The 16,222-nt window shown below is 41.3% G+C and carries 15 protein-coding genes and 1 riboswitch; of the genes, 10 read left to right on the top strand and 5 right to left on the bottom strand.

Translation table 11 applies throughout. From position 1 onward, the window contains the following. Positions 1-8: 8 nt before the first annotated feature. The 4 genes from modB to BAE31_RS07520 all read right to left on the bottom strand — a co-directional run bounded on the left by modB (position 9) and on the right by BAE31_RS07520 (position 4,029). Entirely contained in the window at positions 9-674 is a 666-nt protein-coding gene (gene modB, locus BAE31_RS07535; RefSeq protein WP_075621778.1) for a molybdate ABC transporter permease subunit, read from the bottom strand. Continuing rightward, entirely contained in the window at positions 674-1,453 is a 780-nt protein-coding gene (modA, locus tag BAE31_RS07530) for a molybdate ABC transporter substrate-binding protein (protein ID WP_076840014.1), read from the bottom strand. The genes modB and modA overlap by 1 nt, the downstream gene beginning before the upstream one ends. Positions 1,454-1,568: 115 nt before the next feature. Then, a complete protein-coding gene (locus BAE31_RS07525) occupies positions 1,569-3,419 on the bottom strand; it encodes an LTA synthase family protein (RefSeq protein WP_076840013.1) in 1,851 nt (616 codons plus the stop codon). A 124-nt stretch (positions 3,420-3,543) separates the two neighbouring features. After that, positions 3,544-4,029 carry a metal-dependent hydrolase gene (locus tag BAE31_RS07520; RefSeq protein WP_056765800.1) on the bottom strand — a complete coding sequence of 162 codons (486 nt, stop codon included), beginning with the start codon at positions 4,027-4,029 and terminating at the stop codon, positions 3,544-3,546. A gap of 171 nt (positions 4,030-4,200) precedes the next feature. Here BAE31_RS07520 and BAE31_RS07515 point away from each other — a divergent pair, with 171 nt between their 5' ends. From BAE31_RS07515 to BAE31_RS07505, 3 genes are all read left to right on the top strand, one after another. Next, on the top strand, positions 4,201-4,629 hold the full coding sequence (locus tag BAE31_RS07515) for a MarR family winged helix-turn-helix transcriptional regulator (RefSeq protein WP_024423455.1): 429 nt from the start codon (positions 4,201-4,203) through the stop codon (positions 4,627-4,629). Positions 4,630-4,710: 81 nt separating this feature from the next. Continuing rightward, positions 4,711-4,854 (top strand): small acid-soluble spore protein SspJ, encoded by a 144-nt coding sequence (sspJ, locus tag BAE31_RS07510; RefSeq protein ID WP_024423454.1) that lies wholly within the window; start codon positions 4,711-4,713, stop codon positions 4,852-4,854. 121 nt (positions 4,855-4,975) lie between these two features. Next, a riboswitch (Lysine riboswitch) is annotated at positions 4,976-5,154 on the top strand. A gap of 191 nt (positions 5,155-5,345) precedes the next feature. Further along, positions 5,346-6,752: an amino acid permease gene (locus tag BAE31_RS07505; protein ID WP_041107769.1), complete on the top strand. Its 1,407-nt coding sequence runs from the start codon at positions 5,346-5,348 to the stop codon at positions 6,750-6,752. Between the two features lie 40 nt (positions 6,753-6,792). Here the strand turns inward: BAE31_RS07505 and BAE31_RS07500 are convergent, their stop codons facing one another. Continuing rightward, positions 6,793-7,731: an iron-hydroxamate ABC transporter substrate-binding protein gene (locus BAE31_RS07500; RefSeq protein ID WP_076840011.1), complete on the bottom strand. Its 939-nt coding sequence runs from the start codon at positions 7,729-7,731 to the stop codon at positions 6,793-6,795. Between the two features lie 259 nt (positions 7,732-7,990). Here BAE31_RS07500 and BAE31_RS07495 point away from each other — a divergent pair, with 259 nt between their 5' ends. From BAE31_RS07495 to BAE31_RS07465, 7 genes are all read left to right on the top strand, one after another. After that, positions 7,991-9,043, top strand: a complete 1,053-nt coding sequence (locus BAE31_RS07495) for a FecCD family ABC transporter permease (RefSeq protein WP_024426037.1) — start codon at positions 7,991-7,993, stop codon at positions 9,041-9,043. Continuing rightward, positions 9,044-10,066 (top strand): FecCD family ABC transporter permease, encoded by a 1,023-nt coding sequence (locus BAE31_RS07490; RefSeq protein WP_048237425.1) that lies wholly within the window; start codon positions 9,044-9,046, stop codon positions 10,064-10,066. 20 nt (positions 10,067-10,086) lie between these two features. Beyond that, positions 10,087-10,902 carry an ABC transporter ATP-binding protein gene (locus BAE31_RS07485; RefSeq protein ID WP_024423449.1) on the top strand — a complete coding sequence of 272 codons (816 nt, stop codon included), beginning with the start codon at positions 10,087-10,089 and terminating at the stop codon, positions 10,900-10,902. A 174-nt stretch (positions 10,903-11,076) separates the two neighbouring features. Then, the gene (locus tag BAE31_RS07480; protein WP_024423448.1) at positions 11,077-11,799 is read left to right on the top strand and encodes a response regulator transcription factor; all 723 of its coding nucleotides are present in this window, start codon (positions 11,077-11,079) and stop codon (positions 11,797-11,799) included. A gap of 3 nt (positions 11,800-11,802) precedes the next feature. Then, positions 11,803-13,557 (top strand): HAMP domain-containing sensor histidine kinase, encoded by a 1,755-nt coding sequence (locus BAE31_RS07475; RefSeq protein ID WP_075621784.1) that lies wholly within the window; start codon positions 11,803-11,805, stop codon positions 13,555-13,557. A 135-nt stretch (positions 13,558-13,692) separates the two neighbouring features. Further along, positions 13,693-15,132, top strand: a complete 1,440-nt coding sequence (gene uxaC, locus BAE31_RS07470; RefSeq protein WP_076840009.1) for a glucuronate isomerase — start codon at positions 13,693-13,695, stop codon at positions 15,130-15,132. A 57-nt stretch (positions 15,133-15,189) separates the two neighbouring features. Further along, positions 15,190-16,200, top strand: coding sequence for a LacI family DNA-binding transcriptional regulator (locus BAE31_RS07465; protein WP_076840007.1), 1,011 nt, complete (start codon positions 15,190-15,192; stop codon positions 16,198-16,200). Positions 16,201-16,222: the final 22 nt, after the last annotated feature.

Genomic DNA, 16,222 nt, shown 5'->3' with positions numbered 1-16,222 from the left:
AGGATTTTTTACGTACTGCTTCGGCGCACAGCCAAGAGCATGATAAAAGAGAGGATCACAATACAAATCGTCCAAGCCCAAGCAAGCTCCATTCGTCCAGAATCAATTGCCACATAGATAGCGGTTGGGAGTGTTTGCGTTTTTCCTGGGATGTTGCCGGCAAACATTAAGGTCGCCCCGAATTCTCCAAGGGCTCTAGCAAAGCTGAGGACGCTGCCTGACAATAGGGAAGGCAGGGCAAGTGGTACTGTAATATAGGCAAAGACTTGGAATGAATGAGCACCATCTACTTTTGCAGCCCCTTCAATATCTGACTCAATCGTAGAAAATCCGGCTTTTGCTGATTGATACATAAGCGGGAATGCCACAACCGTTGATGCAATTACCGCCGCCCACCATGTGAAAATGACCGGCTGGTGGAAGATCCATTCAATCACGCCTCCGATCAAGCTATGCCTTCCGAATATGACGAGCAATAAAAACCCTACAACTGTTGGTGGAAGGACAAGCGGCATCATTAAAAGCGTTTCTACGATCATTTTCCCCTTAAATGAAGTTCGCGCCATCCAATAGCCAATCATTGTACCAAAAACTGTTGCCAGCAGCCCGCTCACAATGGCAACTTGCACGGACAGCCAGATGGGAGATAGGAATTCTTCAGTCAGCATGGGCATTATGTTACTTGAAAGCCGTACTTTTTAAAAATGGATTTGGCTGCTTTTGATTGAAGAAATTGAAAAAAGGACTTGGCTTCCTCTAAATGTTCTGTCCCTTTTACGATCCCTACTGGGTAAATGATCGGGGAATGCATGTCCTGATTGGCTTCAGCTGCAATCTTTACTTTTTTTGAAACGAGGGCATCTGTCTTATACACAACACCTGCTTCCACATTTCCTGTTTCTACGTAGCTTAAAACCTGCCGCACATCCTTGCCGTACACAGTGTTCTTTTTCACTTGATCCCAGATGTTCAGCTTTGTGAAAATCTCTTTGCCGTATGTACCAGCAGGAACGGATTCAGGTGTGCCAAGAGCAACCTTTCCTTTTATGTGCTCGACTTCTTGAAAGCTTTTAATAGAGGAAGAGTGATCTTTTGGCACAATGAGTACAAGCTCATTTTGGATAGCATCCTTGATAAAATGTTGATTGATGTCTCCAGATTGCACAAGCTCATCAAAGGGCGCTTCAGCTGCTGAGAAAAAGAGATCGGCCTTTGCCCCTTGTGCAATTTGCTGCTTCAATGCGCCGGATGACCCGAAATTATTTGTTAATGTCACATTCGGATGCTCATCATTATAGGTGGATTCAATTTCCTTTAGTGCATCCTGAAGACTTGCCGCAGCTGAAATGACAAGCTCTGTTTTTTTTATTGTTGTACCCGATGACTTCATCTCTGTTTGACACCCGCTCAGGAGCAAACAGATGGCGATGAAGGCGAAGAACGCATACTTCATGTTCACACCTCTTATTATTCAATATCATCTGTATCCTTTATTATAAGCAAACTTATTTGACCATTCATAGGCTTTCAGTAAAAAGAGAAAAGAAAAAGCCGCCAGAAGGCGACTTTTATTGCTGATAAAAACGGAGCAAATTCCCATTGATCACTTTGTCTGATAAGGAAAGCTCTTTATTGGCTTTTTCGATATAAGGCTGACACACCTCATCCTGTTCAACAGGCTCTTTTGTTTTTTGATCATAGCAGGTGTTCTTTGTATAGAGATAATCATTTGTAATAAAGTTTCCGTTTCTCAAAACAGCAAAAGGCGTCCGTTCGTTTGAAAATAAGTCATTGCCAAATTGAATGGCATCCTTCGTTTCAATACCGAGTAAGTGCAGGAGTGTCGGCTTCACGTCGATTTGCCCAGCTGTTTCAGAAATTGTCTGCGGTGCTTGGTCTGTGACTCCCGGAATGTAAATTAAAAAGGGAACCCGCTGCAATTTCACAGCATCAAACGGTGTGATTTCATCTTTATTGAGCAGCTCTGCCATTGCCTGATGATGTGCCTCGGAGATGCCATAGTGATCCCCCATGAGAACAAACATTGTATTGTCATACAGTCCTTCTTCTTTCATACGTTCAAAAAATGTCTTTATGGCTTCATCCTGATAGCGGACGGTCGTCACATAGCGGTTTAAAATGGCGCTGGACGAATCATATTCATCAATCAATTGATCCTTTGGATCGATTTCAAATGGAAAGTGATTGGTCAAGGTAATGAACGTGCTGTAATAAGGCGCCTTCAACTTTTTTAAATAATCAATGGATTGGTCAAAGAAGTCGATATCCTTTAAGCCCCAGCCAGTTGAATTCTGTTCATTGACCTGATACGAATCGACATCATAAAAGCGGTCAATCCCAAACGATTCATACATCACATCACGATTCCAAAACGTTTTATTATTCGCATGAAATTGGACGGATTGATAGTTCTCTTTTTTCAACTGCTTGTATAACGTGTCGTATTCGTTGTCACTCGCTGTGAAAAAGACAGCGCCGCTGCTAGATGGATAGAGGGAATTTGCGACAATAAACTCTGAATCCGACGTCTTTCCTTGCTCAGTCTGCTGATAAAATTCATCAAAATAAAAACTCTTTTTAGCAAGTTGATTTAAAAAGGGAGTGATGTATTGTCCATTCACCTTTTGATCAACGACAAATTGCTGGGTTGATTCGAGTGAAATGAACACAACGTTCTTGCCTTTAGCAAGTCCAAAGTACTCTTCGTTTGGTGCACTGTAATCAGCCTTTGTGTAGTTTGCTACGGTTGAAAGTGTATCTTCATCTGCAAAGGCTTTTTGTCCAATTCGCGCTGTTTGGGCAGCGCCGTCATACAGGTGGAACTGGAACAGCCCAAGGTTTCGTACAATCACTTCTCGATCATAAGAGCTTGTCAGAAAACGAGGGTGATCCATCATGGCTGAACTGACATGAAACAATAGAAAGCTGCAGCACACGGCATAATATGTTTTGATCGTCTTGAAGGAGGCTTTTGGAGCTAAAGGTTTACGCTTTAACAGCCATGCCAGTACTACGAAATCAATGAGCATCAGCAAAAACAGCGGGTGGAACAATTCTGTCATACTGCTGCCCATATCCCCCATGTTTTTCGCTTGGAATAATACAGGGATCGTAATGAAATCAATATAAAATCCATAAAAGATCGTATTCGCTATAAGAATCGCCGTCAAAATAAAATTTGCGGTCAATAAAAAAACCTTTTGCTTCGTTTCATTTAAAAAAAGAGCTATCCCAAACAAAGGGAGCAAAAAGCTAAGTGGATTGATTAAAAGCAGCCATTCATGAAACAGATTGGCCGTTCGTATGTGAAATCCGAATTGATATATAATGTATGTTTTCATCCACATGAAGAGGATGGAATACACTAAAAACCAGTGATTTTTGAAGAACGCTTTCATTTATGTAGCTCCTCACCATTCTGTATTCAGCTGCAAGGTAAAAACACTTATCTTAAACCTACTAAAAAAATGAGGAATGATCAATTCATATCCTGTGTTTTTCGGAAAAACTCTTTTTGATTCATTAGAATGGGATGGATATGCCGCAGATGACGGCGATGTAATAGCAGGTAACGACGGTAAGAGCAGCTAGTACGACTTGTTCTCCTGTGCTGCCTGTTTTGACATAGAAGGGAAGACGCACTTTAATGGAAGCTGGAAATAAAAATTTAATCCCGTTCACAGTTCCTGCATCCAGGATCAGATGACTTGCCATCCCGACTAGTAAACCGATACTTAGGCTGTCATTTGGAATGTATGTTGTCGCTAGAAAATAAATGATCAGCAAAAATAATAAACTGTGTGTAAACGTGCGATGACCGAATACACTGCTGATCAGTGCCGAGAGCAGCGGGAATTTTCTGCCGATTTTACTTTTTGTATGGCAAAGATCAGGGATCAGGGCACCAACTGATCCAGCAGCAGCCATCGTCACTGGGTCGAATCCATAATAGTAGGCAACGGCTGTAGAGGCGGCAACTCCGCCCATGATGTGTGTTTTTCCTGTCATGATGCGTACTCCTGTTCTATCTTTAGTTCAAGTACTCACTATATCAAGGGTGGATTTATTCAGCAAGGCTTATTTCTAAAGAAAAAGAGGCCAAAATGGTTGGCTGAATGGAAAAACATTCTATAATAAGGGAGAAGTCATGTTGATACTAACGATAAGGATGCGATTCGGATGGGTAATGCAGACATTTTAAAAGAAATTGTTCTTGTACATTATGAAGTCAGCCGTAAATTAAACCGCAAGTTACTTGAGTTAGAGAAAGACATCACGCCCCCGCAGATATATGCTCTTTCTATTTTGATACAAGGCAAAGTATCACATGCCGAAGAGCTGAAGCAAAGACTCTCTTTAAACCCTGGTGCAGCCTCTATTGCACTCAATAAATTATGTGAGCAGGGTTATATTCAAAGAGAACGGGACAAGGACGATTCATCACTTGTTCGTTTAGAAGTCACGGAAAAAGGGATGGCGATTTATGAAAAGCATACACGTCTTTTCGGAAAAGTGATTCAGCATATGATGTCAGACTTCACAAAGGATGATTTAAAAACCTTTCTGTCGTACTTGCAAAAAATGAGACAGACCTTTCATGATGATTGAGCCTCTTCCCTTGTATAATGCTGAGCGCTGTAGCGCAAATTAAACAGGCAACCGCATTATATGAAAAGGGAGGAAACAGCGATGTCATTTTTCCAAAAGGATAAAAAGGCGAAAAGTGAGAAAAACCATCAGCAGGTAGATCAGCTGTTAGAGGAAGCAAGTAAAGAGCTAGCAGGCGATCCGCTTCAGGAAGCTGTACAAAAGAAGAAAAACAACCAACAATAAGCAGGTAAAGGGCAGAGAAACCGTTCTCTGCCTTTTTTCTATGTTTTTCCCTTTGACAGATGTGAGAATGTTTGATAACCTTCGTGTAGTAAAAATGAATAGAAATCCTCACGCTATGTCTCAGTGAGGTAGAGGTTGCGCGGATGATGAGTCACTCATAGGAGAGATGGAATCGTAGATCATGAGAAAAAAGGCATCAGCGCCGAAGTGTAAAGAGAGCTCCAACTTTCTTTATGCTGGGTCTGCATTGAATAAATGCAGGACTGCCACGTCTTTGAAGCGTGGAGGGCTATCCGGAGATCAAGGTGTATGTTTTGAAAAGCATGGACTTTTGTTCAGGCTTTTTTTTATGTTCTGAGTAACAAAAATAAGGGTATGCTGTGAATAAGTAATCCATGATGAACATAAAGAATGCAAGTCATTGCTTCACAAATATATCAATGAAGATACTGCCGGGTCTGGTCCAAAGTGAATAAAACGGAGGTACGGAAATGGAACAGACAAAAAAATGGGGTTTTTGGTTATTGACGGCTTTTGTCGTCGGAAATATGGTAGGTTCAGGCATCTTTATGCTGCCAAGTACGCTTGCCCAGCACGCCAGTCCTTTAGGTGTGACGATGGCATGGCTTGTCACAGGCGGCGGTGTGCTGATGATTGCGCTTGTATTTGGGCATTTGTCCATTCATAAGCCGCAGCTGACGGCTGGACCACAAAGTTATGCAAGGGCGCTTTTTAAAGATCCGAAAAAAGGGAAAGCGGCCGGTTTTACAATGGTTTGGGGATATTGGGTGGCAAGCTGGATTAGTAATGTCGCAATTATTACAAGCCTTGCTGGTTATTTAACGACTTTTTTCCCTATTCTCACCGTGAAGACTGAAGTTTTTACCTTTGGAAAAGAAGCGGTCACACTTGGCCAGCTCATGACGTTTATCGTATGTACCCTTCTTCTATGGGGAACACATACCATTTTAATCACTAGCTTAAGTGCTGCAAGTAAATTGAATTTTATTACGACCTTTTCGAAGGTGCTTGGATTCGTCCTTTTTATTGTGGCGGGATTATTTGCATTTCAAACGGCATTATTTGAACATTATTACTTCCCAGTTGAAACAGGCGGAGAAGGAGTGCTCGGACTTGGTGGCCAAATTCATCATGCGGCTATTTCCACACTATGGGCATTTATTGGGATTGAATCAGCTGTCATTTTATCAGGAAGAGCATCCTCACAGCGTGATGTGAAACGTGCGACGATTACAGGTCTTTTAATCGCACTTTCGATCTACATGATTATCACATTGATTACAATGGGCGTTCTGCCGCATGATCAATTGCAAGGCTCTGACAAACCATTCGTGGATGTGCTTCAGCTTATTATTGGGCCAGCTGGCGGAATTGTCATGGCACTGCTGGCGATTATTTGTTTGTTTGGTTCGATGCTTGGCTGGATTTTACTTGGTTCAGAAGTACCGTATCAAGCAGCAAAGGCTGGTGATTTTCCAGCAGTTTTTGCAAAAACAAACAAAAAAGGAAGCCCTGCTTTCGCTTTGACTGTTACAAATATTATGTCACAGCTGTTTATCTTCTCTGTGATGTCACGTACGATTAATGAAGCTTTTACTTTTTTAACCACATCAGCGACACTTGCGTATCTTATTCCGTATATTGTGTCTTCCATCTACAGCTTTAAGGTCATCATGCAAGGTGACACATATGAGCTTCAAAAAGGAAATCGAACAAGAGACGGTATCATTGCACTTGTTGCGATGGGATATTCAGCTTGGGTCATTATTTCAGGAACAGCCGACTTGAAAACTTTTGGTCTTGGAATCGGTCTATTCTTAGTGGGTATTTTGCTTTATCCACTCATGTCAAAAGGATTTGCCAAAGAAACGGTATAAGATAAGGAAGACGTTTCTCCATCTCTGGAGAAACGTTTTTTTATGATGCAGATGTCAATCGGTCCACAATGAACTCTAGCTGACCTTCTAGTGACACTGGGTCATTAAAAAAGTAACCGACGGGATCTATTTCAAATACACGTTTATTTTTGACGGCAGGAAGTGATGTCCAAATGCTGCTTTGATATACTTGGTCACCATTACTTTTTGAGCCGCTCCATGGACCTGTGAAAATATAGTCGCCAGCGAATTCTGGCAGCTTCTCAAGAGAAATGCTTGCATAGCCGACACCGCTGTCGATCGCTTCTTTTTTGACGGCTTTCGGTGCTTTTAATTTCAGCTCGTCATAAATGATTTCGCCCCCGCGGCCAAAGGTGTTTCCAAAGATATAAATACCTTTATCAAATGGCGATACGATCGAAACCGTTTTGCTGCCGACAGCTTTTGTTACCTTTGGTTTCACCTCAGCAATTTTAGTATCCCATTTCGTGATCCATTCTGTTGCTTTTTTTGATGTACCTGTCATTTTACCGAATTCTTTTAGCTGGTCTTTGAAGGAATATTGGTTGTATTTAACCGCTACAGTTGGGGCGATTTTTTTGTATTGATCAAACTTCTCGTCTTCTCCCCAAGCAATAATCATATCTGGCTTCAAAGCGGCTACCTTTTCAACTGATGGGGTCCTTCCGAGATTTTCCACTCCATCTGTTTTCCCTTTATAAAAAGGGTTTTTAAAGATGGGCGATGTTGTAGCAACCGGCGTCTTGCCGAGTGTGACGAGGTCCCCGTAATAGCTTTCTGCAAGAAGCACTATTCGTTTCGGATTTTTCGGAAGCTTCACTTCACCTTTGGCATCCTGATATGTAATCATGTCATTCTTTTTCGCTGCAGATTGTTTATTTGAAGTGCTGCCGCAAGCGGCTGTAAAGATCATAAGGATGGATAAAGAAATCAAAAGAAATCCAGTTCGTTTTTTCACAAAAGTTCTCTCCTATTCACTTTTCCTTGATAATGATTCTCATTTTCAATTTTATCGTAACATGATAGGAACAAAAATGCATCGGCTAATTTAGAACCAAAAGAAAAATGATGAAATTCTCACAGTTTTTTGCCGAAAATAAAGAAATTTATCAGAACAGTGATTTCAAAAAGAAAAGAAAGTGATATACTAGACTTCGAGATTGATAATCATTATCACTAATAGAGAATAGACATGAACGGAAAGGAAGAGACTGGTTTTGGGCTCACAATCGAATAAACAGCTGCCAGCCAGCGATGATACGATCGATATTGTCACGAAGCCTTTTGGAACAGCAGCTGTTATCATCATAGGAATGATCGCTTTAGCATTTGGTCTTTTTTTATCAGTATCATTAGGAGCGGCAAACATTCATCTACAGACTGTATGGGAAGCCGTTTTTCATTTTGATCCACATCAAACTTCACATCAAATCATTCGGGAATTGAGGCTGCCGCGTACAGTTGGAGCTGCCCTCGTCGGTGCCTTTTTAGCCGTATCAGGTGCCATTATGCAAGGAATGACAAGAAACGCGCTTGCGTCACCTGAGATTATGGGTGTGACAAATGGCTCCGCATTTGCGATTGCCATTGCATTAGCATTTTTCCCTGGCCAATCTTCTTTTACATTAATTCTTTGGTCATTTGTTGGAGCCGCACTCGGTGCCTCTATTGTATTTGGTGTAGGTACTATGTCAAAAGGGGGGCTGACCCCTGTAAAGCTCGCACTAGCTGGTACAGCGGTTGGAGCACTTTTGAGCTCCGTATCCTCAGCCATTGCCATCCGTTTTGACGTCGCTCAAGATATGAGCTTTTGGTATGCTGGCGGAGTGGCAGGGGTGAATTGGAGCAATATTCATATCATCATTCCAGTTGCCATTGCAGGACTAATTATTGCAATGATCCTTGCCCGTTCGATCACGGTTTTGAGCTTAGGTGAAGAACTGGCGAAAGGACTTGGACAGTATACAAAAACGGTCAAGGTGCTTGGTATATTGGTTGTTATTCTTTTAACGGGTGCTGCCGTGTCGGTAGCAGGCTCTATTGGTTTTATTGGGCTTGTGATCCCTCATGTCACTCGATTCTTGGTCGGAGTGGACTATCGCTGGATTATCCCATGCTCCGCTATTTTAGGGGCCACTTTGTTAATTTATGCAGACATTGCTGCAAGACTGGTCAACGCTCCGTTTGAAACGCCAGTCGGTGCCATTACAGCGATTATAGGCGTTCCTTTCTTCTTATACTTAGCTAGACGTGAAAGGAGCGGGATTTAAATGGAAATGGTGCAGCAAGCAAAGAAAAAGAAATATCAACGAACGATGCTCATGATCTTTTTCGCGATCGTAGCTGTGTTTCTCATTAGTTTAAATACCGGAGAAATTCGAATCTCTCCGATGGATACATTGAAAACACTTTTTGGATTCGGAAGTGAAATGGATGAACTCGTATTATTCGAGTTCAGGCTTCCAAGAATGGTCATCGCTTTACTTGTCGGCGCTTCTATCGCTGTATCAGGAGCGATTTGGCAAGGTGTTTCTCAAAATGGTTTAGCTGACCCAGGTATTCTCGGTGTCAATGCCGGTGCTGGTTTTGCCGTTGTGCTATTTATCTTTGCATTTCAAGGCACGATGACAAATTTAGGTGATTTTACGATTTTTGTACTGCCGCTTTTCGCGTTCGTAGGTGCAGGCTTTGCTGCATTTCTCATCTATGTGTTAGCGTGGAAAAAAGGCATCACACCTGTTCGATTGATTTTAACTGGTATTGGTGTGAATGCTGCGTTTTCAGCAGCAATTGTGGTCATCCAGTTGAAAATGAGCCCAAATGATTTTAACCAAGCCATCGTGTGGCTATCTGGAAGCATTTATGGCTCGAGCTGGACGTACGTCTTATCTGTTCTGCCATGGATGCTGATTTTCCTTATATTAGCGCTTGTCAGATCACGCTACTTAAACATTATGAATTTAGGTGATCAGCTGTCCTATGGATTGGGCATTTCTGTTCATAAAGAAAGAAGCCTTCTCATGCTGATTGCCGTTGCATTAGCAGGTGCGAGTGTTGCTGTTGCAGGAAGTATCTCTTTCCTAGGATTAGCCGCACCGCACTTAGCTAGAAAGCTTGTTGGGCCAAAGCATCAAGGAATGATACCGGCCTCCGCACTGATTGGCGCGCTGTTATTATTACTGGCAGATACAATTGGCCGCGTCATCCTTGCACCATCAGAAGTGCCAGTTGGCCTTGTCGTTTCTGCTTTAGGCGCACCTTACTTCATTTACTTATTGATGAAATCGAACTAATGAGGAAGGAGAGACAACATATGAAATCACTCGAAACAGAAAAGCTTTGTATCGGTTATCAAGACCGTTTGATTGTAGAAGATTTGAATGTCAGTATCCCAAAAGGCAAGGTGACAACACTGATTGGACCGAATGGCTGCGGGAAATCAACCATTTTAAAAACGATGTCTCGTATAATGAAATCCAATCGAGGAGCTGTTTACTTAAATGGCAAGGCTATCCACGAGACGCCGACAAAAGAAATTTCAAAACAAATGGCGATCTTACCGCAAACGCCCGAAGCACCAAGTGGATTGACAGTGTATGAGCTCGTGTCATATGGACGTTTCCCGCATCAAAATGGGTTTGGCCGCTTATCAAATGAAGATAAACGAATCATTAGGTGGGCACTTGAGGAAACGGGAATGATTGCTTTTCATGATCGGCCAATTGAAGCACTTTCCGGTGGACAGCGTCAGCGTGTATGGATTGCGATGGCACTTGCCCAAGAAACAGAGCTGCTCCTATTAGATGAACCTACGACGTATTTGGATCTTGCACATCAGCTCGAGATTCTTCAGCTGTTAGAACGCTTAAATAGGGAGCAGGGCCGAACTGTGTTGATGGTCATCCATGATTTGAATCATGCGGCGCGTTTTTCACATTACATGATTGCCCTCAATCAAGGGAAAGTCATAAAAGATGGTACGCCTCATGAGGTCATGACCAAAGATGTACTCAGTCGGGTATTCCATATTGATGCAGAAATTGTGCTTGATCCTAGAACGAATAAGCCGATCTGTTTAACATATGACTTAATGAATCATGAACGAAAGCTAGAAGCTGTGAATGGATAATAGATGTATAGGAACCCGGTGCAGCTGCCGGGTTTTTTTGCATGTTTAAAACTTCCTAGTCCTGCCATTTTCTCCAGTTGATATTTTTTCGCTTTTATGCAGAAAAGAGGTACTTTTTTACTTTAGACAATGGTAATATACGGTTAGAGATCATGCTAGAAAGGAAAGAGATGCGTGGAAACAGCAAAAATATTGATTGCAGATGACGAAGAAGCAATTGTGAAAATGGTTGAACGCGTATTAAAAAAAGAAGGATTCAAGCATATTTATAAAGCCTACCATGCAGATGAAGCATTAGATATTGTCAAAAACGAGGACATCCACCTCTTACTTCTAGATGTAATGATGCCCGGTAAGTCTGGTTTTGACGTTCTGCCTGAAATCAGAAAGTTAACGAAAGTGCCTATTTTCTATTTAACTGCAAGAACGTCTGATGTCGATAAACTGACGGGCTTTGCACAGGGGGCAGACGATTACATCACCAAGCCATTTAACCCGCTTGAGCTAGTGGCTAGAATTAAGGCTCATCTAAACCGAACATATATCTCTTTACAGGAGGAGCAAGAAGACACTCAAAGCCAATATCATTATGCCCATTTCTCCTATCATCCTCATGCAGCCGAATTGAAGGTAAGAGGAGAGGTGACGGCATGCTCTGCTCAGCTTCTTTCTTTGCTGAAGTACTTTTGTGATCATCCGAATGTGGTACTCTCAAAAGATCAAATCTATGAGAAAGTATGGGGCGTCCCATCATATGGTGATAACAACACCGTCATGGTTCATATTCGAAAGCTGAGAGAAAAGATTGAATTAGATCCGAGTCAGCCAGAATATATTGTGACGATCCGTGGTATGGGATATAAATTTATACCGCACCCCGCAAAGGTTCTTCAATAGTTTATGAATTTACGAGCAAAACTTTTCTTTCACTTTGTCGGACAAATGTTTATTGTGATTGCCATTTTGATGATTGGGAATACGTTCTCTGAGAACTTATATTTAAATAAATACTACAAGAACATGACCGAAACTGGTTTAACAAAAGCTGATGGAGATACACTCATGAGCTGGCTTTATTTTAACGAGGATGGAAAAATGGAAGCCGACGATCAGCTCAAGCAAGCAGTGAAAAAACGAGACGGCTGGCTGCAAGTAATTGATTCGAAAAAGAAAAACGTTTATAGTTATCATCGCCCTAAAACCATTCCAACATCCTATCAAAAGGATGAAATGATCAAAATCTTTGAAAAGAGACAATTTAAAGATTACAAGATGTACTTCTGGCCAATTGAGATTGATCAAAAAAGCTTTATCGTGTTATATGGGTTCAAAACGAACAGCACAAAGGTAGCCAATTATCTGAAGCAGCACGAGAAGAATTTGGCTGCACTATCTCAATATTCGGTTGAAACGAAAGAATTCTTGAAGAGAATGAATGGATCGGTGCATTTGTTCAATGACGAAGGAAAATATTTAAAAGGCATTCGAGCCAACACCGATTTGAAACATAACGTAACAGATGTTGAACTGCTCAAGTATCAATCGAAGCCTTGGGAGTTTAGAAGTGATCTGTCTTATATGAAAGTGAATAAAAACCTGTATATTATTGTTTCGGTACCAAATAAAGTATACAGCCCGGATGAGCTTTACGATAAAGAGACAGACGCTTTAAATCAATATACAACCATCTTAAATGCAGGTCTTGCACTCACCATTATTATTGTCATGACTTCATGGTATTCGTATCGCTATGGACTGCCAATTTATCACATTATTCGCTGGCTGATTTTCTTATCAAGAAATAAATTGCAGGAACCAACAAATAGAAAGGGAATTCCAGTCAGTAAAAATAAAAAAGGCCGTATTAAGCGGGAATACCGATTATTTGAGGATATCCTAAAAACAATGGATCAGCTCACGCTTACATTAAAAGAGAATGAAGCAAACCGAAGAAAAATTCAAACCACAAGGGAAGAATGGATTGCAGGATTGTCTCATGATTTGAAAACGCCTCTAAGTACGATTTACGGCTATGGACTCATGCTTGAATCCGATCAATATCAATGGTCCAAGGAAGAAGTCATAGAAATGGGACAGGTGATTCGTGAGAAATCAGAATACATGTCGACATTGATTGAGGATTTAAACCTCACGTACCGATTGAAGAATGGTGCCCTGCCTATTAATCGGAAACCGGTTGAACTCAGTGAATTTTTAGCTTCCATTATGGACGAGTTTTCAAGAAGCTCCTCATCTGAGGATTATCCATCCTCCTTTGAAGATCAAACAGATGGTGTCATATTTGAGATCGATAAAGCATGGTTCAGACGAGTGATTGAGAACCTGCTGGCGAATGCAGTGAAGCATAACGAAAAAGGCACACATATTACAGCTGTTTTATCTGAAACAGATGAAGAAGTTCGAATCGAAATGAAAGACAATGGCCGCGGAATGGCACAGGAAACGGTGGATCACCTATTTAACCGCTATTACAGAGGGACAAATACAAACGATCCAACGAACGGAACAGGTCTCGGGCTTGCGATAGCAAAAGAGCTCGTCTTGCTGCATGACGGTGATATTCAAGTTGAAAGTGAACTAGGCACTGGAACAACTATTGCGATTATCCTAAAAAAATCATCACCTGTAAAATAGCCAAAAAACGATTTTCTTTTCTAAAGGAGATCGTTTTTTCCTATTTTAGGATTGAAATCAATTTTGTAAACGATTACAATAAAATTGTTAACGTGAACAAATTATTTTTATCTATAAGAGAGATGGGGGAGTTTGATGAAAGCTTTTTTAGATGATCAGTTTTTACTCAACAGTCAAACGGCGGAAAAGCTATACCATGAATTTGCAAAGGACCTTCCAATTATAGATTACCATTGTCATTTAAGCCCAAAAGAAATCTATGAAAATAAAACCTTTCATAATATCACCGAAGCATGGCTTTACGGAGATCATTACAAATGGCGTGCCATGAGAGCAAATGGCATACCCGAATCGCACGTCACAGGGGATGCCTCAGACTATGAGAAATTTCTGGCGTGGGCGAAGACCATTCCCATGACCATTGGAAACCCGCTCTATCACTGGACTCATTTAGAGCTGAGACGATATTTTGGAGTTCAAGAACTTTTAAACGAAAAAACCGCACACATCATCTGGCAAAAAGTAAATGAAAAGCTGCAAGGAGAGGGTTTTGGTGCAAGAGACTTCATTGTGAAATCGAACGTTGAAACAGTCGTGACAACAGATGATCCAGTCGATTCGCTTTGCTATCATCAAAAATTGCGGGAAGAAGAATTCACTGTGCAAGTACTGCCCGGATTTCGGCCTGATAAGGCACTCGATATAACGAATCACCTATTTACAGCGTATGTTCACGAACTGGCAAAGGCTTCATCTACTCCAATCCAATCCTATCAAGACTTTTTGAAAGCACTCCTCGCAAGAATTGATTTTTTCCATGAACAGGGCTGCCTGATCTCAGATCATGCCATTAACGAAATGACGTTTGAAGAAACGACGGAAGAAGAAGTGCAAGCCATTTTTCATAAAAAAATGTCGGGGCATTCATTGACGGATAAAGAGAAGGTTAAATTTAAAACACAAACATTCATTAAGCTTGGTCAGGCTTACTATGAGCGGGGCTGGGCGATGCAGCTTCATATCAATGCGCTTAGGAACAACAATACGAAAATGTTTGAGCGGCTTGGGCCAGATACAGGGTATGATGCGATGAATGATGAAGACATTGCCAAGCCGCTTTGCAGAATATTAGACCGTTTAGAACAAGAACAGGCACTGCCAAAAACCATTCTCTATTCCTTGAATCCTAGGGATCATGTTGTGATTTCCACATTGGCTGGAAGCTTTCAAGACGGAACGACACCTGGGAAGATCCAGCACGGCACAGCTTGGTGGTTTAATGATACGAAACAAGGGATGACAGAGCAGATGATGGCTCTATCCAGTATTGGGCTGATCAGCCGTTTCATTGGGATGCTGACAGATTCACGAAGCTTTTTGTCGTATACAAGGCATGAATATTTTCGAAGACTGCTTTGCGATATCATTGGAGATTGGGTAGAAAAAGGAGAAGCCCCTTATGATCTTGAGCTGTTAGGGGGAATCGTGAAAAGAATCAGCTATGAAAATGCCAGGCAGTATTTCAAATTTGACCGGGCAAATCAGCTCAAGCGCCACCCAAACAAAATGACATGAAGAAAATGAAAGCGGTTTTATGATAAGATGGTAAAAAATCATAAAAGGCGGAATAGCATGACAGTCACAATTAAAGACATAGCAAAATTGGCAAACGTCTCTCATACCACGGTATCAAGGGCTTTGAATAACAGTCCTTTTATTAAAGAGAAGACAAAACAAAAGATTTTGTCGATTGCAAAACAGCTGAATTATTCACCGAATGTCCATGCGAGAGGCCTAGTATCACAAAAATCATTTACAATTGGTCTGTTTTTTACAAGTTTAACAGAAGGCACATCTTCAAGCTTCTTTGTGGATGCGTTAAAAGGTGTCAACAGCGTCATGACAGAGTATTATAATCTCTTTGTAAGAGGAATTGACGACTTTCACGATTACACAACCATTCATAAACAACGCTACGATGGCATTTTGCTCATGAGTCAAAGCGAACACGATGAAGCATTTATCCATCACGTGAAGAAACAGGGCATTCCCATCATTGTGCTGAATCGCCGTGTAGAAAGTCATGAGGTCATGAATATATTAGCAGATGATAGTCAAGGAGCTTACCAGGCTGCACACCATTTCATTCAGCAAGGTCATGAACAAATCGCCATCATTGAAGGGAAAGAAGGCTTTAAATCAACTCAAGAAAGAAAAGCTGGTTTCCTGCAAGCGTTAATTGATCACCAAATACCTATGAAGAAAGAATATATGATGAAAGGCGATTATCATATGAAAAGCGGCTATGAATCAATGGAATCGCTGCTGGCCCTTGATGAACCGCCAACAGCGCTCTTTTGCTCAAACGATGACATGGCGATTGGTACAATGAATGCATTATTTGCAAAAGGCAAAACGTGTCCAGGTGATATTTCTATTATTGGTTTTGATGATATTGCTTTTTCGTCCTATACTACACCTGCATTGACAACGGTGAAAAAACCGATTGAAAAAATGTGTGCACTTGGAGCAGAAGCTATCCTTTCAGTAATAAACGGTGAAGAGCAAGAAGAGGATCATATGGAAAAAGTGTATGTCCACACAGAGCTGATGATTAGAGATTCAGTCAAAAAGGTGCAGTAATCAGCACCTTCTTAGAAAAATG

The sequence above is a fragment of the Bacillus sp. I-2 genome (assembly GCF_001974945.1).
GTDB lineage: Bacteria > Bacillota > Bacilli > Bacillales > Bacillaceae > Bacillus > Bacillus safensis.
This window is presented reverse-complemented; position numbering and strand designations above follow the sequence as displayed.